This window comes from Bradyrhizobium sp. 44 (assembly GCF_023073095.1).
In the GTDB taxonomy this organism is placed as follows: domain Bacteria; phylum Pseudomonadota; class Alphaproteobacteria; order Rhizobiales; family Xanthobacteraceae; genus Bradyrhizobium.
In genome coordinates this window covers 796,432-816,218 of sequence record NZ_JADPIY010000029.1, presented here as the reverse complement: position 1 = coordinate 816,218, position 19,787 = coordinate 796,432, and the positions used below count along the sequence as shown (strand labels likewise).

At 64.8% G+C, this 19,787-nt stretch carries 18 protein-coding genes; 9 read left to right on the top strand and 9 right to left on the bottom strand.

All coding sequences use genetic code 11. The annotated features are described in order from the left end of the window. Positions 1-216: 216 nt before the first annotated feature. Positions 217-1,554: an alpha/beta hydrolase gene (locus IVB41_RS29665; protein WP_247437717.1), complete on the top strand. Its 1,338-nt coding sequence runs from the start codon at positions 217-219 to the stop codon at positions 1,552-1,554. Positions 1,555-1,724: 170 nt separating this feature from the next. Further along, positions 1,725-2,051 carry a GrlR family regulatory protein gene (locus tag IVB41_RS29660; RefSeq protein ID WP_247437716.1) on the top strand — a complete coding sequence of 109 codons (327 nt, stop codon included), beginning with the start codon at positions 1,725-1,727 and terminating at the stop codon, positions 2,049-2,051. A 35-nt stretch (positions 2,052-2,086) separates the two neighbouring features. Here the strand turns inward: IVB41_RS29660 and IVB41_RS29655 are convergent, their stop codons facing one another. Continuing rightward, positions 2,087-2,476, bottom strand: coding sequence for a hypothetical protein (locus IVB41_RS29655; protein WP_247437714.1), 390 nt, complete (start codon positions 2,474-2,476; stop codon positions 2,087-2,089). A gap of 92 nt (positions 2,477-2,568) precedes the next feature. Next, the gene (locus tag IVB41_RS29650) at positions 2,569-3,741 is read right to left on the bottom strand and encodes an MFS transporter (RefSeq protein ID WP_247437712.1); all 1,173 of its coding nucleotides are present in this window, start codon (positions 3,739-3,741) and stop codon (positions 2,569-2,571) included. A 186-nt stretch (positions 3,742-3,927) separates the two neighbouring features. On the opposite strand from IVB41_RS29650, the gene thrS reads away from it, so the two are divergent. The 3 genes from thrS (at position 3,928) to IVB41_RS29635 (ending at position 8,010) form a co-directional block, all read left to right on the top strand. Beyond that, positions 3,928-6,021: a threonine--tRNA ligase gene (gene thrS / locus IVB41_RS29645; RefSeq protein ID WP_247362181.1), complete on the top strand. Its 2,094-nt coding sequence runs from the start codon at positions 3,928-3,930 to the stop codon at positions 6,019-6,021. 93 nt (positions 6,022-6,114) lie between these two features. After that, positions 6,115-6,678: a nitroreductase gene (locus tag IVB41_RS29640; RefSeq protein WP_247437709.1), complete on the top strand. Its 564-nt coding sequence runs from the start codon at positions 6,115-6,117 to the stop codon at positions 6,676-6,678. Between the two features lie 63 nt (positions 6,679-6,741). Then, entirely contained in the window at positions 6,742-8,010 is a 1,269-nt protein-coding gene (locus IVB41_RS29635; RefSeq protein ID WP_247437707.1) for a serine hydrolase, read from the top strand. Positions 8,011-8,894: 884 nt separating this feature from the next. Here the strand turns inward: IVB41_RS29635 and IVB41_RS29630 are convergent. Next, positions 8,895-9,746 (bottom strand): LysR family transcriptional regulator, encoded by an 852-nt coding sequence (locus IVB41_RS29630; RefSeq protein WP_247437705.1) that lies wholly within the window; start codon positions 9,744-9,746, stop codon positions 8,895-8,897. Between the two features lie 104 nt (positions 9,747-9,850). On the opposite strand from IVB41_RS29630, the gene IVB41_RS29625 reads away from it, so the two are divergent. After that, complete coding sequence (locus tag IVB41_RS29625; RefSeq protein ID WP_247437704.1) at positions 9,851-10,843, top strand: zinc-dependent alcohol dehydrogenase family protein; 993 nt, start codon at positions 9,851-9,853, stop codon at positions 10,841-10,843. A 79-nt stretch (positions 10,844-10,922) separates the two neighbouring features. On the opposite strand, the gene IVB41_RS29620 is transcribed toward IVB41_RS29625, so the two are convergent. Together IVB41_RS29620 and IVB41_RS29615 are read right to left on the bottom strand one after the other, a co-directional pair. Beyond that, complete coding sequence (locus IVB41_RS29620) at positions 10,923-11,204, bottom strand: hypothetical protein (protein WP_027567811.1); 282 nt, start codon at positions 11,202-11,204, stop codon at positions 10,923-10,925. 302 nt (positions 11,205-11,506) lie between these two features. Continuing rightward, the gene (locus IVB41_RS29615) at positions 11,507-12,580 is read right to left on the bottom strand and encodes a hypothetical protein (RefSeq protein ID WP_247437701.1); all 1,074 of its coding nucleotides are present in this window, start codon (positions 12,578-12,580) and stop codon (positions 11,507-11,509) included. A gap of 242 nt (positions 12,581-12,822) precedes the next feature. On the opposite strand from IVB41_RS29615, the gene IVB41_RS29610 reads away from it, so the two are divergent. After that, entirely contained in the window at positions 12,823-13,863 is a 1,041-nt protein-coding gene (locus tag IVB41_RS29610) for a patatin-like phospholipase family protein (RefSeq protein ID WP_247400268.1), read from the top strand. On the opposite strand, the gene IVB41_RS29605 is transcribed toward IVB41_RS29610, so the two are convergent. Both IVB41_RS29605 and IVB41_RS29600 read right to left on the bottom strand, forming a co-directional pair. After that, on the bottom strand, positions 13,864-14,292 hold the full coding sequence (locus tag IVB41_RS29605; RefSeq protein WP_007611784.1) for a CBS domain-containing protein: 429 nt from the start codon (positions 14,290-14,292) through the stop codon (positions 13,864-13,866). Positions 14,293-14,481: 189 nt separating this feature from the next. Further along, a complete protein-coding gene (locus IVB41_RS29600) occupies positions 14,482-15,318 on the bottom strand; it encodes a rhomboid family intramembrane serine protease (protein WP_249802791.1) in 837 nt (278 codons plus the stop codon). Between the two features lie 465 nt (positions 15,319-15,783). On the opposite strand from IVB41_RS29600, the gene IVB41_RS29595 reads away from it, so the two are divergent. Then, the gene (locus tag IVB41_RS29595; protein ID WP_247437695.1) at positions 15,784-16,338 is read left to right on the top strand and encodes a PAS domain-containing protein; all 555 of its coding nucleotides are present in this window, start codon (positions 15,784-15,786) and stop codon (positions 16,336-16,338) included. A 13-nt stretch (positions 16,339-16,351) separates the two neighbouring features. On the opposite strand, the gene IVB41_RS29590 is transcribed toward IVB41_RS29595, so the two are convergent. After that, a complete protein-coding gene (locus IVB41_RS29590) occupies positions 16,352-16,741 on the bottom strand; it encodes a hypothetical protein (RefSeq protein WP_027567806.1) in 390 nt (129 codons plus the stop codon). A 146-nt stretch (positions 16,742-16,887) separates the two neighbouring features. Here IVB41_RS29590 and IVB41_RS29585 point away from each other — a divergent pair, with 146 nt between their 5' ends. Then, positions 16,888-17,394 carry a GNAT family N-acetyltransferase gene (locus IVB41_RS29585; protein ID WP_027567805.1) on the top strand — a complete coding sequence of 169 codons (507 nt, stop codon included), beginning with the start codon at positions 16,888-16,890 and terminating at the stop codon, positions 17,392-17,394. A 32-nt stretch (positions 17,395-17,426) separates the two neighbouring features. Here the strand turns inward: IVB41_RS29585 and IVB41_RS29580 are convergent, their stop codons facing one another. After that, positions 17,427-19,412 (bottom strand): DEAD/DEAH box helicase, encoded by a 1,986-nt coding sequence (locus IVB41_RS29580; protein WP_247438238.1) that lies wholly within the window; start codon positions 19,410-19,412, stop codon positions 17,427-17,429. Between the last annotated feature and the right edge of the window lie 375 nt (positions 19,413-19,787).

Sequence of the window (19,787 nt, the reverse complement as noted above, 5' to 3'; positions counted from 1 at the left end):
AGCACCATTAATCCACGATCCGGGCAATAAAGCTTCGTAAACACCGGGGCATCCCGCTCCCGTCCCCCACAATCAGGACACGATTGCGTGGTCCCCTTGAGCGTTCCGGATGTGGGGAAGTTTCTCCGGACACTTAACGTCGCCTAAACGCCCATCGGCTCAATTGCCTTAATGATTGCCGATGGACTTGTGGTCATGACTTGGGGTCATGGGTGAATGGTCGGGGCCGTTCCGAAACCGAGAGCTGACATCCGCGCCGACCGGACCACGTCCGGCGCGCGCGGTCGTGCGCTTCGGACCGCTCTGATCTCAGTCTTGGTGCCGTTGTCGCTGACCCTGGTTCAATGCGGCAAGGCACCCAATCCGGCAGCGCTCGCGGCGAACTCGCAGGCCAACGTCCAAGGCAACGTCCCAGCCAACGTCCAGGTCGTTGCGAAGACAAACCAGCAAGTCGCAAGCAGCGACACGTTTGAGGATCGCTTCCCGGCCCCCCAGTTCAGGGAGCGCTTCCCATCCGCGAGCGAGGGTTTTCTGCAACGGCAGATGTCGGACTTCTCACCCAAGCGCGCCGTGCAGCAGCAGCCGGAGCAGGCGCCCTACAAGGTCGCTTCGCTCGCGCCGCAGGCCCCATACCAGCGTCCGCCGCGCGAGGACCTGACGACCCTCGTCAGCATGAAGTCGTCAGCCTTCCCCTATTTCGGCAACAACCCCGCCTCCGACGCGCCGTTCCTCAACATCTCCAAGGGCGACCGCCGCGGCCACCGCAGCTATTCCGGGCGCGTGTTCTGGCAGGACGAGACTTACAACGATAACCGCGTCCTGATGCACGTGCCCGAACATTTCGACGTGCGGAAGCCAGGCGTGATCGTGGTGTTCTTCCACGGCAATGGCGCGACACTCGAGCGCGACGTGCGCGACCGACAGCTGGTGCCGCAGCAGGTCACCGATTCCGGCGCCAACGCCATCCTACTTGCGCCGCAAATGGCGGTGGACGCCGCCGATTCCAGCGCCGGCAAGTTCTGGCAGGCTGGCGGCCTCAAGCGCTTCCTGGAAGAGTCTGCGAACCATCTGGCCCGGCTCACCGGCGATCCCAACAGCGCCCGCGCCTTCGCCAATATGCCGATCGTGATCGTCGGCTACAGCGGCGGCTTCCTGCCGACGGCCTGGAGCCTCGAGGTCGGCGGCATCAGCGACCGTGTCCGCGGCGTCGTGCTGCTCGACGCCGTCTATGGCGAAATGGACAAGTTCGCCTCATGGATCGAGAGCCACCGCTCCGGCTTCTTCGTCAGCTCGTACACCCGCTACACCGCGCGGCGCGACCGCGAGCTGATGAGCACGCTGCGGCAGAAAGGCATCGCCGTCTCCGAAGACATGGACGGCCCCTTACGTCCGGGCAGCGTGGTGTTCGTCGAAACCGGGGACGGCATCACCCATCGCGACTATGTGACCCGAGCGTGGACGCGGGACCCGCTCAAGGACGTACTGGTGAAGATGTCGGCAACGCCGGCGCTCGCGCTCACGCGCGTGGCCTCCACCAATCCATCGAGCCGGTAGCTTGCGATATTGCGCCCGTCGGCATTTGGCTGCACGGCCCGCAAGCCTCTCAAGCCTTGATCAAAATGTGATGTTGATGGCCGACGGTCCCGGTGCGGACCGGATTGCTTCCACTGGCAACAATCATACTTTGCCGGCCAAGTTGCATCTGGATTCTGCGGGGACAGACTGTGCGTCAGGGACTCTACAAAGTCGACTTCCACACGGTTCACGGCACGGGTTGCGGCGTCGTCTATGTGACCGAGGGCAAGATGCGCGGCGGCAATTCTGCTTTCGCGTTCATTGGCACCTGCACGGGCGAAGGCGACAGCATCAAGGTCAAGATCTCGACCGAGCGCCACAATGACGACCCGTGCTTCAAGGCGCTGTTCGGTCTCGACCGGATCACGCTGACGCTCGCCGGTCGGGAGGATGGCGACACTGCGGAATTCGAAGGCACCGCACTGCAACTGCCGGGCGTTGCCTTCAGGGCCGTGCTGAGCCGGATCAGCGACTAACCGTCCGGCTCCTGATCCTTCGGGTCTTAACGGCCTCAGGTTTTTGGCAGCTTCGGAATGCTCTCGGCAAAGCCGTTGAAGCAGGCCAGCCGTTCGTCCTCCTCCTTGAAGAAACGGCAATCGGCGTACCCCTTGGCCTTCGGCGGCTTCGGCTTCGGTGTCGGCGCGATCACGGCGTCGTAGCAATTGAGCCGGTCCTTGGTGCCGTCGTCTAGATCGAGGCAGGCCTGGAGCCGCGCTGCGATGGATTGCGGCTTGCCCTTCGGCGCCGCAGCCGACTTTGCCGCAGCCTCCTTGGTCCCTGCCTTGGTGCCCTTGGGCTTGACCTGCACCAACGGCTTGTCCCCGATCATTGGTGGCTTGTCGGCTTGCGCGAAAGCGGAGGCTGAATAGAGCACCGCGGCAACCGCCAGAATCATCCTCATCTCAGTCAACCCTCTTTGGTCCCCATGACCGGCCTTCTAGCCTCCCGGCGCGCGGTTTGCCAAGCACCTTGCGCGCACGGACACGCTTCCGTTCAGGCCGGGGCGACAGTTGCCGGCCGGGGCCGGGTCAGGACCACCAGGATCAGCGCCAGCACGACGAAGCCGACCGCGACGAAGCCGAGCGTATGCAGGAGCTCGCGGGCGAACAGCAGTCCGCCGACGGCAGAGCCGACCGCCTGGCCGATATAGAGGACGGAGGTGTTGAGTGCGACGGTCGCCGATGCCAGCGACGGTGCGGCCGAGACCAGCCGCACCTGCTGCATCGAATTGGTCGAGGCAAAGCCGAGGCCCCAGATCGCGACCGCACCCGCCATCAACGCGAGCGTGCCGGCGCCGAGCGCCCAGCCGGTGATCCCCGCAAGCAGCAGGCACGTGAACAGCAGCGAGGTACGATAGGGTCCCGAGGTGTCGACGATGCGGGTCGCAATGACAACGCCGAGGAAGCCGCAGACCCCATAGAGAGCGAACACCATGCCGATCGCATCGGGCCCTGCGCCGGTCAGCTTGTTGAGCAACGGCCCCATGAAGGTGAACACCACGAACTGCCCGGACATCTGCAACATCGTGATCGCAAGCAGCAGCAGGATCGTCCTGTTGCGACCGACCGCGCTCCAGGTCTTCAGATCCACGGGCGTGCCCTTCAAGCCCGCCGGCAGTCGCATCAGCAACAGCAGGAAGCTGACGCAGCCGAGCGCGCCGATCCCGCCATAGGCCGCGCGCCAGCCATAGCGGCTGGCGATGAAGGTGATCAGCGGCAGGCCGACGGCGGCAGCGAGCGACCAGCCGAGAAAGATGTAGGCAATCGTGCTGCCGCGACGCTCCACCGGCACGATCAACGCCGCCGTACCGGCGGCCTGCGGCGTGTAGAGCGCGCCGACCGCGAGCATCACCAGGCGGATGACGAGGAGGCCTGCATAATCGGGCGCAAAGGCAGAGGCGAGATTGCCAAAAGCGAGCACCGCGAGCGTCGTGGTGAGCAGCGTCCGGCGTTCGATCCGGCTGGTGAGCCAGGCCGTCAGCGGCGAGCCGATGCACAGGATGACAGCCCCGAAGGTGATCAGGAGCGCGGCCGCATGGATGCTGACGTCGAGCCCCGTCGCCAATTCCGGCAGCATGCCCGCCGGTGCCAAGACCGAGCAGCCGGTGACGAGATTGCCGAGCATCAGGGCGGTTGGCGCGAAACGGCCGGCGCATGCATTTTCCATGCAAACGCATGTAGAGCGGGCTTGCGACCAGTCAAAGGGCGTTGCCCGGAATAGTTCGTGCAGCGCCCCCGCTTTTGCGCGCCGGTTTCTTGGAAATGCCGGATTGCGCAGGCCGAATCGCCTGATATATCGCTCGTTCCCGCTTACCTGCGCTCGTTCGCAGGAGTGAGCCTCAGGAGACACGCCATGACCGACCAGCCCAACGACCAATCCAAGGACCTGTCCAAGGACCAGTCCAAGTCCGAGCAGCCCAAATCCGAATCCGGCTTCCAGTACAGCCTGAGCAATTTGAGGCCCGTGACCCCGCCGGAAAAAATCACCCTCACCTTCCCGGACGGCGCCCGGCGCGAATATGCCAAGAGCATCACCGGCCTCGAACTTGCCAAGGGCATTTCGCCGTCGCTGGCCAAGCGCACAGTCGCGATGGCGCTCGACGGCGTGGTCTCCGACCTCGACGACGCAATCGAAGCCGATGCCAGGATCGAGCTGATCAACCGCGACGATCCGCGCGCGCTCGAGCTGATCCGCCATGACTGCGCCCACGTACTTGCCGAAGCCGTGCAGACGCTGTGGCCGGGCACCCAGGTCACCATCGGTCCCGTGATCGAGAACGGCTTCTATTACGATTTCTTCCGCAACGAGCCGTTCACGCCGGAAGACTTTGCCGCGATCGAGAAAAAGATGCGCGAGCTCATCGCGCGCGACAAGCCTTTTACCAAGGAGGTTTGGGATCGCGAAAAGACGAAACAGGTGTTCCGCGACAAGGGCGAAGCGTTCAAGGTCGAGCTGGTCGACGCCATTCCCGGCAACGAGCCGATCAAGATCTATTACCAGGGCGACTGGTTCGATCTCTGCCGCGGCCCGCACATGACCTCGACCGGCAAGGTCGGCAACGCCTTCAAGCTGATGAAAGTGGCCGGCGCCTATTGGCGCGGCGACAGCAACAACCCGATGCTGACCCGCATCTACGGCACGGCGTTCGCCAAGCAGGAGGACCTCGACGCTTATCTGAAGCAGATCGAGGAAGCGGAAAAGCGCGACCATCGCAAGCTCGGGCGCGAGCTCGACCTCTTCCATTTCCAGGAGGAAGGCCCGGGCGTCGTGTTCTGGCACGCCAAGGGCTGGACCATCTTCCAGCAGCTGATCGCCTATATGCGCCGGCGCCTGGCCGGCGACTATAGCGAGGTCAACGCCCCGCAGATCCTCGACAAGTCGCTGTGGGAGACCTCCGGCCATTGGGGCTGGTACCGCGAGAACATGTTCGCGGCGCAGTCGGCCGGCGAGGAGGCCGAGGACAAGCGCTGGTTCGCGCTGAAGCCGATGAACTGCCCGGGCCACGTGCAGATCTTCAAGCATGGCCTGAAGAGCTACCGCGACCTGCCGCTGCGGCTCGCCGAGTTCGGCGTGGTGCACCGCTACGAGCCGTCCGGCGCGATGCATGGATTGATGCGCGTGCGCGGCTTCACCCAGGACGACGCGCACATCTTCTGCATGGAGGATCAGCTCGCCGACGAGTGCCTGAAGATCAACGAGCTGATCCTGTCGACCTATGCTGATTTCGGCTTCACCGGCGATCTCACCGTGAAGCTGTCGACCCGGCCGGAGAAACGCGTCGGCACCGACGCGATGTGGGATCACGCCGAGCGCGTGATGGCGACAGTGCTGCGCGAGATCCAGTCGCAGAACAATCACATCAAGACCGAGATCAACCCGGGCGAAGGCGCCTTTTACGGGCCGAAGTTCGAATATGTGCTGCGCGACGCCATCGGCCGCGACTGGCAGTGCGGCACCACGCAGGTCGACTTCAACCTGCCGGAACGGTTCGGTGCGTTCTACATCGACCACGACAGCGGCAAGAAGCCGCCGGTCATGGTGCACCGCGCGATTTGCGGTTCGATGGAACGCTTCATCGGCATCCTGATCGAGCACTATGCCGGCAACTTCCCGCTCTGGCTGTCGCCGGTGCAGGTGGTGGTCACCACCATCACATCGGAAGCCGACGAGTATGCCAAGCAGGTGCTGGAGCAGGTCCGGCGTGCGGGACTTCGGGCCGAGATCGACCTGCGCAACGAAAAGATCAACTACAAGGTCCGCGAGCATTCGCTGGCCAAGATTCCGGCACTGCTCGTGGTCGGCAAGAAAGAGGCCGAGACGCAGTCGGTCTCGATCCGCCGGCTCGGCAGCGACGGTCAGCAAGTGACGACGACGGTGGAGGCCATCGCCGCCCTCGTCGACGAGGCGACCCCGCCGGATGTGAAGCGGGCGCGCGGCGCGGCCTGACATCTGAAATCGGTCTAAACTCGCTTTCGGTTGCGGGCGTGCATTCCTATGTGGGGATTGCACGCCCGACGACCAGCCGAAGAGGAAACCGCAGTGCCCGACGCCATCGAACTCCTGAAGACCCGCCGCTCGGTCAAGCCGCGCGAGATGTCCGGGCCCGGCCCCTCCCCGGCCGAGCTCGAGACCATCCTCACCATCGGCGCGCGCGTGCCCGACCATGGCAAGCTCGCGCCCTGGCGCTTCATCATCTTCGAGGGCGATGCGCGCGAGCGCGCCGGCGAGGTGATCGCGAAGGTGTTTGCCCGGAAGAATCCCGGCGCGGCAGCGGCCGATGTCGAGACCGAGCGCAAACGCCTCACGGATGCGCCGCTGGTGATCGGCATCGTCAGCTTCACCAAGCCGCATCCGAAAGTGCCGGCCTTCGAGCAGGAATTGTCGGCCGGCGCCAGCGTCATGAACATTGTCACGGCCGCGACCGCGCTCGACTACGGCGCCTGCTGGCTGACCGGCTGGTTCTCGTTCGATCGCGACGTGCTGGACGGCCTCGGCCTCAAGCCGGACGAGAAACTTGCCGGCTTCGTCCATATCGGCAAGCCGACCAGGCCGAGCGAGGACCGTCCGCGACCGGTCCTTTCTGAAATCGTGACGCGGTTTTAACCGAAGGCGTGTTGACGCCTTCGACGTCTTGCGGCTTTGATCCCGGCAAGGGAGGAAGCCCGGATGAAGCGTCGTGAATTTCTGGTCGGAGCCGCGCTGCTGGCCGGCACGATGGCGCGAAGCCGCGCCGCCGACATCCCCGCGCCGTCGTCCGACGGGCTCGACCGTATCACCGCGTATTTTGACAACGAGGTGACGAGCGGCCGGCTGCCGGGCGTAGTGGTGCTGGTCCAGCAGCACGGCAAGCCGGTCTATCTGAAGACTTTTGGCGTGCGCGACACCAGGACGGGCCTCGCGATGACGTCCGATACGATCTTCGCCATCCACTCGATGACCAAGCCGGTCACGTGCCTCGGCGCGATGATGCTGATCGACCAGGGCAAGCTTGCGCTCACCGACTCCGTGTCGAAATACATTCCCCTCTTTGCCGACACTAAGGTGGGCCTCGAGGTCACCAATCCCGACGGCACGCTGAAGGTGGATCTCGTGGCCCCGGTCCGTCCCGTCAACATTGAGGATCTGCTGCGGCACACTTCGGGCATCAGCTACGACTATATCGGCGGCAAATGGGTTGAGCAGGCCTACAAGGCCGCCAACATCTTCGAAGGTCAATTCGACAACAGGGAGTTCGCCCAACGAATCGCGAGGCTGCCGCTGGCACGGCAACCGGGAACGCTGTGGCGCTACGGTCATTCCACCGACGTGCTCGGCAGCGTCATCGAGATCATCTCGGGCCAGACGCTGTACGCATTCCTCAAGCAGCGCATCTTCGATCCGCTCGGCATGAGCAGCACAAAATTCGCGCTGGCGACCGAGGACGAGCTCGCGCGGATGGCGCGGCCCCTGCCGAACGACGACATCCTGCTCGCCGCCGAGCGCGAGCGCCTCGACCATCCCGAATGGCAGTCCGGCGGCGGCGGCCTGCTCTCGACCATCACCGACTATCAGCGCTTCTCGCAGATGCTGCTCAATGGCGGCGAGTTCGACGGCAAGCGCTATCTCAGTCCTGCGGCGTTCAAGGCCATGACGACCGATCACGTCGGGCCGGGCTCGGGCGTCGGACGCGACTATTTCTATTTTCCGGGCGACGGTTTCGGCTATGGCTATGGCCTTGCGGTGCGGACCGATCCCGGCAACGCCAAACCGCCGCCGCCGGGCTCGCTCGGCGAGTTGAAATGGGACAGTGGCAGCGGCACCTATTTCGGCGTCGATCCCAAGCTCGATATGGTCTACCTGCTGATGCAGCAGACCCAGAACGAGCGCAGCCGCATCACGCCCGCCTTCAAGGCGCTGGTCTATGACTGTTATCCGTCCGAGTTACGCCGCCCGTGAAGCGCGCTGGCTGAAAGCGGCGAGCAGCTTTGCGATCTCGGCGCCGGGCACTTCCATCATCCTCGTCATTGCGAGCGCAGCACAGCAATCCAGAATCTTTCCGCGGCGACAGACTGGATTGCTTTGCTCCGCTCGCAATGACGGAGTCTTTGGGTGGCAGGGTCGCGCGTCCATTCGCATTCCGGATCGCAGACACACCTTCGCATCCTCGCGGCGTGTTCGCCCGAGCTTTGCTTCGTCGTCTCACCCTCAATTGAAAGAGGGCGCAGGGAAGACCGGGTGCCGGCTGGCACCCGCGGTCCACTGTGCGAGATTGTCGTAACAAGATTGCACAGCGGCATACAGGTGAAGCCCAACATCCGGCCTTCCCTGCGCAGTGGCTTTACAGCTTATGTCGCGCTCTCCCCGGGGAGCGATGCACTATTGCCCCCGTCGCCTTGCGGATGGCTGATGCGTGTGCCCGGTTGGGCAGCCCACATCACCGCAACGCTTGACGCACAGACCCCGGGCGTCAGGACCACACGATTTCGCCGTACGCCGATCACACCGGTCGTGTGCGCGAGGCCTTCGCTCACGGTTGCCCGCCCTGCGAAGCCGTTCGCGCCGATGTGACCAACGTCCACCGCCATCCGGCCCGCGTTCGTGACGATCGCGATGCGCCCCTCTTCCTTGGGCCGGGTTACGGCGAGATATACGCCGTTTCCGAATTTCGGTAAAGCGGAATAGTTTTTGAGGGCAGGAATTGACCGACAGCTTGGGTGTTTTGCCTGACGGGCACCGCAAGGTCTTGTAAGCCGGATGATCCCAGCGCAATCCGGCTCGCGCCGCACCTGTCCCGGGGGATTGCTGCGAACGCCCTGGTCACAGCAGGGTATCAAAAGCAATCACCCCGCCAATCGCTCGATCACGAGATCGAGCAGCGCGCGCAGGCGGGCGAGGCGCCTGAGATCGCGGTGATAGCCGACATAGGTGTCGCGGCCGGGCGGCGTCGCGCCGATGTCGAGCGCGACCAGCCGGCGGTCGCGATCGCCGAGTGGACGCGGCAGCACCGCGAGCCCGCCGCCACTCGCGCAAAGCTCCGCCTGCGCCTGCCTGTTATTGCTGCGCGCGGCGATTTCCATATTCGGCAGCGTGCGCTTCAGCCACAGCGCATCGGGCATGTCGGCGAATTCGGCGTTCATGGTCACAACACGGATACCGCTTCCGTCGCCGGCGCGTGGCGGCTTGCTGCCTTTCTTGCCGTAGAGAGCGTAGGGAATGTGGAGCAGCTTTCGGGAGATCACTTCAGGCTCGTCGAACGGTTTGATGCGGAAGACGAGATCAGCCTCGCGGCGCGGCAGACTGTAGAGGCGCGCATCGGTCAGAAGCTCGACGGTCACCTTGGGATGGCGCTTGCCGAACGCGGCAATCAGCGGGGAGAGTATCACCGTCCCGAACCAGTCCGACGACGACAGACGCAGCAAGCCATCGAGCTGCGTCTCCGCGCCGGATGCACGCCGCTCCAAGGCGAGCGCCTCCTCTTCAATCCGCTCGGCATGGCGCAGCACAGCTGTGCCCTCGTCGGTCAGCACGAAGCCATCCGCCGTGCGCTGGAACAGCGTTTGTCCGAGCGACTTTTCGAGCGCACGAAGTCTCCGTCCCATCGTCGGCTGGGTCTGGCCGATCTTCCGTGCGGCCGCGCCGAGAGTGCCTTCGCGCGCAACCGCCAGGAAGATGCGCAGATCGCTCCAGTCCACCGGAAGCCTCCTCATACAAAAACGCACGACAATCGTACATTCTCATTCCTTCCCATGCAAAAAATCATGGGCATATTGGAGGCCGACAACGGAGCAAGACGATCATGACGAGACAATCGACGATGCGCGCGGCCGTCCTGGAGACCCACAACGCGCCGCTGCGCCCCTCAACCGTCCCCACGCCCGAGATCGGTCCGCGCGAGGTGCTGGTGCGAATCCGCGCGAGCGGGATCAATCCGCTCGACACCAAGATCCATGCGGGCGCGGCGGCGCATGCGCGCCATCCGCTGCCTGCAATCCTCGGGCTGGATCTCGCCGGCGTGATCGAACAGACCGGTCGTGACGTCTCGCGGTTCAACCGGGGCGACGAGGTCTATGGCATGACGGGAGGCGTCGGCGGTGTGCAGGGATCGCTCGCCGAATTCGCCGCTGTCGACGCCGACCTGCTGGCGTTGAAGCCTGCCAATCTCAGCATGCGGGAGGCAGCCGCCCTGCCCCTCATCTTCATCACGGCCTGGGAAGGACTGATCGACCGCGCGGCGCTGAAGGCCGGACAAAAGGTGTTGATCCATGGCGGCGCAGGCGGCGTTGGGCACATGGCAATCCAGATCGCGCGCGCGTTCGGGGCAGAAATGTTCGCGACCGGCTCGGCATCGCAGCGCGCCACCATCGAAGGCTTTGGCGCGACCTTCATCGATCGCGATACCGCCATCGCGACTTATGTTGCAGAGCATACGGGCGGCCGCGGCTTCGACGTCGTCTACGACACCGTCGGCGGTCAGGTACTCGACGCTTCCTTCGAAGCCGTGCGCCGCTTCGGCCATGTCGTGAGCGCGCTCGGATGGGGCTCGCACGCGCTTGCGCCGCTCTCGTTCCGCTCCGCCACCTATTCCGGCGTGTTCACGCTGCTGCCGCTGCTCTCAGGGGAAGGCCGCGCGCATCACGGAGTGATCATGGCGGAAGCCACGCGCCTGGTTGAGGCCGGCAAGCTCTTGCCGACGCTCGATGCCCGGCACTTCACACTGGAGAACGTCGGCGATGCCTATGCGCTGATCCGCGATCACGCGACGCAGGGCAAGCTCGTTGTGGACATCTGACGGCGCTCGCAGAGAAGTCTAGTCGCCGGATGAAGCGAAGCGCAAGCCGGGCTGCGGAGACCCGCACGCGCTGAGGCGACTAGTCCTCGCTGGACGTCGCCAAGCGGTTGCGCAGATGGGCTTGCGACAACAGAAAGAACAATGCGCGCTCGCCATGATATTTGGCGGACGGCCGGGTGCGCTCGAAGCCATCGGCGAATTTCTTGCCGGATTGGTCGCACACCTGCCACCGCCAGCCGAACCGCTTACGCCTGGTGAGGATCACTTCGAACATGCCGACGAGCTTGGTCCCCTGCTCCTTGCCGGTCTCGCAGACGCACGAGCCTGCTCCGGCCTCCTCCGTTGGAGGGATGCCCGACATATAACGCAGCAGGATGGAAAGCGAATAAAATTGATTATCGGAAATAGGTATCTTGCACCGGCTGTGAGGAAGTCGCGGCGCCGCTGGAATAAGCCGGCGGTGCCGGTGTTTGTCGGTCCTGCCTGGTAGCGCTGACAAAGCTATTCAAATCGCAACACCAAACGGAGCAGCGGAGAGCATCCGCTTTCGCACGTGACGAGGACTGGCGGTAATAAGATATGGGAGATCCGTGCGCTGAATGAGACGTGTTCGCCAGACACGAAGACCAGCGTCAGGCCGCATGCGGTATCACCGCTCAAGCACTACCGCGCGACGACTTCCACTTCGCCGTCGACGCCGTTGACGACGTTGAACCCGCGCTCGTAGACCTTGCCCTCGTTCTTGGCGATGGCGCGGTATTCGCCTTCCGAGAGCACGACGCGCGGGAAGGCGCCGATCGATTCCTTGATGACGTCGCCGCCCGGGGTCAGCACCGACCAGGCGGTGTTGGCGAGCGCCTCGCCGCCCCTGTCGCTGACGAGCTTGAGCGTGATGACGGCGGCGCGGTGGGTGATGGTGACGTCGGTGAGCTTGCTGGCCTGGACGCGGATGTCCGAGCGCACCACCGAATTGGCATCGCCGTAGTTCGAGATGATGTAGTAGGTACCTTCCGGCAGCAGCACGACGTCACCGGCGGCGACGTTCGGCACCAGGGAGGCGCGCTCGCCGGATTCGAACTGGCTGCCCTTGTAGATCGCGAACGATATCTGGTTCTGCGGAATGCGGCTGGTGCCGACGCGGCCCTCGATGCGCAAGCCGCCGGCGGGCAGCACGAAGGACTCCCGGTCGGTCTCGGCCTTCAGGCTGACGGTGCGCACCGCGCTGACGAGGCCAAAGGCGACATGCACGACGTAATTGCCGGGCGGCAGCACGATGTTCGGCGTGGCATTGCGGTCCTCGCGGATCAGCTTGAAGGTGCCGTTCTCGTCAGGACGATCGGCAAATACGCGCCAGACCAAGCCGCTGGTGATCGGGGGGGTGTCCTTGCCGTATTTCGCCGTCAGTGACAGCACGCCCTGCCCGGGCACGGCCGCGTTGAGCGGCGCGGCGGACGGCACGGTCGTGACCGCGGGCGGCGGCATGCTGGGCGTGGTCGGCTGCAACAGGGTCGGCGGCAGGCTCGGCGGTCCGGCACCCGGGCCGGAGGGCGGCGCCAGACTGACCGCGCCGCCGGGATCGGGCACCGAAGCGGGCGGCACCGGCGGTGGACGATCGGAGAAAAGCTGCGCCTGCGCAGCATTCTGGCCAAGGGTATGGAGGCAGGCAGCAAGGATCAGCGCCGACAGCAGCGATGCGCTGCGCCGCCATCCGATGATGCCGTCACCCCCGAGAGTCATGCCATCTGCTTTTCACCGAAAACGCGGCAAATTCAAGCCTCCGAAACCCCGAGAAATACGGCCCGATACAGCTTTTGGAACCCGGTTGACGCCTGCGTGATTACCCCAGGGGCAACCGCGCCTCGCCATACTCCTGCCCCGTGCCCTTCCCAAACCGGCATAAACCATGCTTCGGCCCGGTTCTGGCGGAGCGCGACTGCGGTGCCTAGTCTGATGGCGGGTCCCGGCGTAGGAGAGTTTCGGTGCTGGACATATTGAAGGGTCGGGGTTCGAACAGCGACAAGGTCGCCGAGAAAGTCGGCCTGGGCAGCATCCGCCGGCCGGTCATCGGCCTTGCGCTTGGCGGCGGCGCGGCGCGCGGCTTCGCCCATATCGGCATTATCCGGACCCTGCTCGCCAACGGAATCGTGCCTGACGTCGTGGTCGGCACCTCGATTGGCGCGGTGGTCGGCGGCCTCTATGCGGCCGGCCGGCTCGATACGCTGGAAGAATGGGGCCGCAGCCTGCAAGGGATGCGCAACATTCTCGGCTACCTCGACATCCGCCTCAACGGCTCCGGCCTGATCGGCGGCGAGAAGCTGGCGACCCGGCTCGAGGCTGCCTGCGGCCAGAGCCAGATCGAGGACCTCCCGGTCAAGTTCGCCGCCGTCGCGACCGAGGTCCGCACCGGCCACGAGATCTGGCTGACGCGCGGCCGCGTGGTCGACGCGATGCGCGCCTCCTATGCGCTGCCCGGCATCTTCTCTCCGGTCCTGATCGGTGATCGCTGGCTGGTCGACGGCGCATTGGTGAACCCGGTGCCGGTCTCGGCCGCGCGCGCGCTCGGCGCGGAAATCGTCATCGCCGCAAATCTTTCCAGCGACATCTTCACCTATTCGACGACGGTCTATTCGCACGGCGCGATACCTGAACCGGTGATCCCCGCGGCCGAAGAGCCGGCGTCAAAGCGGCGCTTCCCGAGATTCTTCTCGCCTGAGAAGACGGTGAAGCGCGAGTTCTTCGGCGGCGGCAGCGCCCGGCCCGGCCTCTCTTCGGTGATGGTCGACGCCTTCAACATCATGCAGGACCGCATCACCCGGGCCCGCCTCGCCGGCGATCCGCCCGATATGCTGATCACACCGCGGATCGGTCAATTCGGCTGGTTCGATTTTCACCGCTCCGAGGACCTCATCGCCCTGGGCACCCGCGCTGCCGAGCGTGCGCTGGAGTCCATCCAGGAGGCAATCCACGAGCTCGCGCCCGCGCCGGAGGGCGCCGCGCCCAAAGCCGACCAGCAGGCCTGATCAGGCGGTCTTGATGTAGTCGCGCAGGGCTTCCTGCTCGGACTCGTATTCCTGCACCCGACGCTTGACGATGTCGCCGATCGAGATCAGGCCGACCACCTTGCCGTTGTCGACCACGGGCAGATGGCGGAACTTGCCGGTGGTCATCATCTCCATGAGCTCGGCGACCGTGTCGGTCTCCTTGCAGGTGACGACCTTGCGGGTCATGACCTGCGAGACCGGCTCCTCCAGTGCGCCGGCGCCGCGTTCGCCGATCACCCGCACGATGTCGCGCTCCGACAGGATGCCTTCCAGCCGGCTCTGGTTCATCACCAGCACCGCGCCGATCTTCTTCTCACCGAGCAATTTGACCGCGACCGCCAGCTTGGCGTCCGGCTCGACGCTCATGATCTGGTGGCCCTTGGTGTTGAGAATCGAACGTACCGTCATTGTCGCCTCCCTGAATCGAAACCGTCCGCTGTTCGCGGTCCGGACTTGTTCTTCGAGTCTTCAACTAACAGTTTCAGCGCCGGTTTCACGCTCAGGCGCTTTGCGAAGCATCGCCGCTAGCGGCCTGTCGCTTCGGAACATTCTTCTCGGGAATGATGGATGAATTCGGGCGGCGCCGCAAGCGCCGCTTCAAATACGGTCTGAAATGTCCTGTGATGACGCATCCGCAGCATCGCTTCGCGCGCGCGGCACGGGATCGAACAGCGTGAACAGCAAGAGGCCGGCAAGGAAGCCGCCGATATGCGCCTGCCAGGCAACGCTCGTGGTCTCGCTATCGACGCCGATCGCGCCGACGCCGAAGACGATGTTGACGCCAAACCACACCGCGAGGAAACCGAGCACCCGCCCGTCGCGCAGCGCGCGCGACAGCGGCAGCGCCGGAACTCTTGCGGCGGTATCGGCATCCGATCGGCTGAAAGACAGGAAGCTGCCGCGAACGAAGGCGAAGCGGATCGCCGCCGCCATCGCGCCGGACACCGAGGCCGAGGCGCCGATCATCGGTGCCACCGCGTGCTCATGGGTGACGAGATGGGCGAGCGCGCCGGCCGCCGCCGTCACCGCCAGGAACAGGAAGAACCTGATGGCGCCAAAGCGCCGCGCCAGCGCGCTGCCGAACGGCAACAGCCACAGCACGTTGAAGCCGAGATGGGTGAGATTGGCGTGCAGCAGCGAATAAGTGACGAAGGTCCAGACCTTGGCGCCGGCCCCACCGGGAATCTCCAGATTGAGCAGCGAGGTATCGTAGCGCTTCGGGATGAAGCCGAAGACGTCGATGGTCCAGTTCTCGAGCTCCGGCGGCAGCAGCACCCGCAGATGGATCACCGCGAGCAAGAGGATATAGGCCGTCAGCGCGAACGGCAGCGTCAGGATCGGCTCGCGCGGAGCCTCCTCAACGACGGCCGGCACCCCCAGCGAAGCATCTTGCGACGGAGGATCTTGCGGCGGAGAATTTGGCGGGGAATCCAAGGCGGCTTCGCTTTCAGGCGCGATCGGAGCGACAGGCGTAACGACAGGCCTTGGAGATAGTCGCCTTTGCCTGCCCTGCGCAAGTGCACAAAAGGAAAAGGCAGGGCCCTGGGAAAGCCCTGCCTATCCGTGTCGGACTTCCGGTACCCAGAGAGACGGGAGTATCCCCACCCCTCCCCGCGGCCGGTGACCAAACTGTTTGACGCCTGTGTACAGGCCTCGCCGAGAACCTGGAGAAAAGCGGCGAAGCTTGCGACCGCGGTCACCATAGCAGCGGCGCGGCGCACGAAAAGCGCATAGTTAATTTAACGTTAACGACGCAAAGGCAGCGCCAGCGGCACCGAAAACGCCGCTGCGGCATGGACGCTGCAAAGCCCCTCCTGCACAACAACACAGGGATCGCGGCTGCACTGAAGCGGGACAGGTTTGTCTCGCAAGGTTGCGCCCCGGGGTAAGCGTTCAGTCATGAAACATCCGTCGAGCCGCGAGTTCTTCGCATATTGGAACGAGAAGCGCGGCACTGCGCGGGCGCCAGACCGGGCCGATATCGATCCGGCCGCCGTGCGCGGCCTGCTCGGTGACATCTTCGTGCTGTCCTGCGAGCCCAATCTCGGCTTCCCGTTCCGCGTCGCGGGCACGCGCGTCTGCGCGCTCGCCGGGTGCGACCTCAAGGATTCGAGCTTTGCGGCGCTTTTCAACGAAGCCAGCCGCCGCGAGATCGAAGAGATCACGACCATCGTCGCCGACGAGAGCCTCGGCGCAATCGCCGGCGTCACCGCCACACGCGAGGACGGCAGCAAGGCGCATCTCGAGTTGCTGCTGCTGCCGTTCAACGCCCGCCCGCATACACCAGTGAGCGTGACAGGCGTGCTCGCGCCGTTCGACGACGAATGCGGCGCGCTGGGCCCGTTCGCCCTCACCTCCTGGCGCTATCTGCACCAGCCGGAAAAACTGCTGCCGCGCGCGATCCGCAAGCTGCAGATCGCACGCGGGCTGATGGTGTATGAGGGACTGCGCTAGCAGTGCACCCTGCTCACGGCATCGCCAGATGCCACGCGCCGTTCAGAAAGCCATCGCCAGTGACGTCGCCGGGCTTGGTGTCCTTGGCGAAGGTGTAGAGCGGCTTGCCCTTGTAGGCCCACTGCTTCGAGCCGTCGTCGCGCGTGATGACGGTGTAGCCGTCGGCGGCGGCATCGCTCGCCTCGGCCTTCAGCACCGGCCAGTTGGTCGCGCACGGACCATTGCAGGCCGACTTGCCGTCCGCATCCTTGTCGAAAGTATAGAGCGACATGCCCTTGGCGTCGGTGAGCACGTTGCCCTTGTCGGTCTTGCCGGTCTTTGTCGGCGGTGCCGCGAAAGCGGCGGGAATCATCGCCAGCGATATTGCGAGCGTGAGCGCGAGGCGGATCGAGGATGTCGTCATGGTCTCTCCTGTCATGCAATGGGCTTGCATGGGTAGGACGCCGCGCGAGCCGTCGTATTCCTGAGATGGCGGCAAGGATTTTTTTCGCTGCGCGCATCGCCACATCGGAATAAACTGGGATGATGGAGACGGAACGACGGGTCGACATGAGCAAGCTGCATTGGCGTCCCGCGCACGCCTCCGATCTGCCGGCGGTCAGCACGATCGCAGCGCGGATCCATCCTGATCTGCCTGAACGTCCCGAAGTGTTCGCGGAAAAGATGCGGCTCTATCCCGATGGCTGCCGCGTGCTTGCCACGGACGACGGGATCGTCGGCTACGGTCTCGCGCATCCCTGGATGCAGCACCGGATTCCGCCGCTCGACGGCTTGCTCGAGCAATTGCCCGGCGATGCGGACTGCCTCTATTTGCACGACGTCGCGGTGCTGCCCGACTTTCGCGGCGGCGTTGCGCGCGATTATGTGTTGGCGATCGAACAGCTCGCGCGCGCCTCAGGGATCGCGACGCTCGCATTGGTGTCGGTCTACGCCACGCGGCCGCTGTGGGAGCGTCTCGGCTTTCGGCCCGTCAAGGCGGATGCGGAGCTGCGGGCAAAGCTTGCGACCTACGGCGACAGCGCAACCTACATGCTGCGCGACCTCGCTGCGACGTAGCGCCCCTCCCCGGCGACGCCGGAAGGCGGCCGTCAGGCGCGATGCTTCTTTTTCGTCTTCGACTTCTTTCCGGCGGCGCCCTTCTCAGACCACGACGTGACCGAGGGCTCGGCGTGGCCCGGCTTGTTCTTGTGCTTTTTCTTCTTTGCGAAGGAAGGAGCATCGTCGAATTTCGGTGTGCGCTCGCCGTACGGCTTTTCGTGCGGCTTGCCATGTGGCTTGCCTTGAGGTTTGCCTTGCGGCTTGAACCCGCTCGGCTCGCGCGCGCGGTCGCGATGATCGCTGTCGCCGCTGTCGCGCCGCGGCGCGTGGGACCGCTCTTCCGAAGCCGTTTGCCGCTGCGGCGCATCCGCCATCGGCTCGAGGCGGATATTGTCTTCCTTGTCCGGACGCTTGATCTTCACGGCGAAGGATTCCGCGACCCGCTCGGAAATTTCGAACTCGGTCGTGGTGTCCATGATCTTGATTGCGCCGATATCGTTCTTGTCGATGCCGCCACGACGGCAGATCATCGGCAACAGCCAGCGCGCTTCCGCATTCTTTTTTCGTCCGATGTTGGCCCGGAACCAGACGCTGCCATCCGCCATGCCATGCTTCGACGACGATTTTCCCGCTTTGGGTCGAGCCCTTTCGGGCCGATCGTCGCCACGCGAAGCGCGGACATCGTCGCGCGGTGCGCGCGTATCATTGCGGCCGCGATCCTCGCGCGGCCGGCTGCTCCGCTCGCCGGGATCCATAATGTCTTCGGGCGACGGCAGCCGCGCGCGATAGAGCCGTGCGAGTGAAGCGGCAATATCCTCAGCGGACCGCTCGGCCAATAGGGCCTGCGCCAGCGCCAGATCGTCGGCGGTGGTCTCTTCCGTGAACAGCACGTCCTTCATGCGCTCGTGATCGAGTTTGCGGATCTCATCCGGCTGCGGCGCCGTCCCCCAGACCGCGTCGATGCCCGAGACGTTGAGCAGCATTTCCGCACGCCGCCGCCGCACGGGCGGCACCAGCAGGATACTCGTCCCCTTGCGGCCCGCGCGGCCGGTGCGGCCGGAGCGATGCTGCATGACCTCGGCATCGTTGGGCAGGTCCGCATGAATGACGAGATCGAGGCTGGGCAGGTCGATGCCGCGGGCGGCGACGTCGGTCGCCACGCAGACGCGCGAACGTCCGTCCCGCAGCGACTGCAGCGCCGTGGTCCGCTCGTTCTGCGTCAATTCACCGGACAGAGCGACCACGGAGAAGCCGCGCTCCAGCAGCGCCGCCTGCAAATGCCGGACACCATCGCGCGTGCTGCAGAACACCAGCGCGCTCGGCGCCTCGTAGAAGCGCAACACGTTGACGACCGCGTGCTCGGCATCGCCGGGCGCGATCCGGATCGCGCGGTAGTCGATATCGGCGTGACCGCCTTCGTCGCCGGCGACCTCTATCCGGAACGCCCGCTGCTGATACTGCTTGGCCAGCGCGACGATGCCGCGCGGGAATGTCGCCGAGAACATCAGGGTGCGGCGCGTGTCCGGCGTGGTCTTGAGGATGAACTCCATGTCCTCGCGAAAGCCGAGATTGAGCATCTCGTCGGCCTCGTCGAGCACGACCACCTTCAATTCCGAGATGTCGAGACGGCCGCGGCGCAAATGATCGCACAGCCGGCCGGGCGTGCCGACGACGATATGAGCGCCGGCCACAAGCTCGCGCTGTTCGCGCCTGGGATCCATGCCGCCGACGCAGGAGACGACGCGCCCACTCGCATGCTCGTACAGCCACGCCAGCTCGCGATGGACCTGCAGGGCAAGCTCGCGGGTCGGCGCCACGATCAGGGCGAGCGGTGCACCCGCCCGCTCGAACCGCTCGGCGTCGCCCAACAGGTCCTTGGCCATCGCCAGCCCATAGGCCAGGGTCTTGCCGGAGCCGGTCTGGGCCGAAACCAAGAGGTCGCGGTCTGCGGCCTCGTCCGTGAGCACGGCGAGCTGAACGGGGGTCGGACGGTCGTAGTTGCGCTCGGCCAAAGCTCGGGCGAGCGGCGCACTCATGGTCGGAAAAGACACGGGATAAACCTTGGTTGGTCCAGGCGCGGAACGTCGAGCCGCGCGACCTGAAGCTGCGTAGGCGGCAAATGGTCCAGCCGCACGCGTGGTGATTTGATTTGGACGCTCTTTACGCCAAGTGCGGGCAAATCACCATGCCTATGACGCATGGCTTTGGTGATGCCGAGAATAAGCTTACTGGCCAGCTCGACCCACTACATCCAGCGTTTCCGGGCCGTTTTGCTGCATATAGCGGGACTTTGCGCCGAAGCAGAGGGTTTCGCGGCCACCCGGCTCAATTTCACACCATTGGGCGCGCCGAGATGTGCACATGACCTCTCTCGGTCGAACGGCTTGTGTGGCGACTGCACGCCTTGCGAC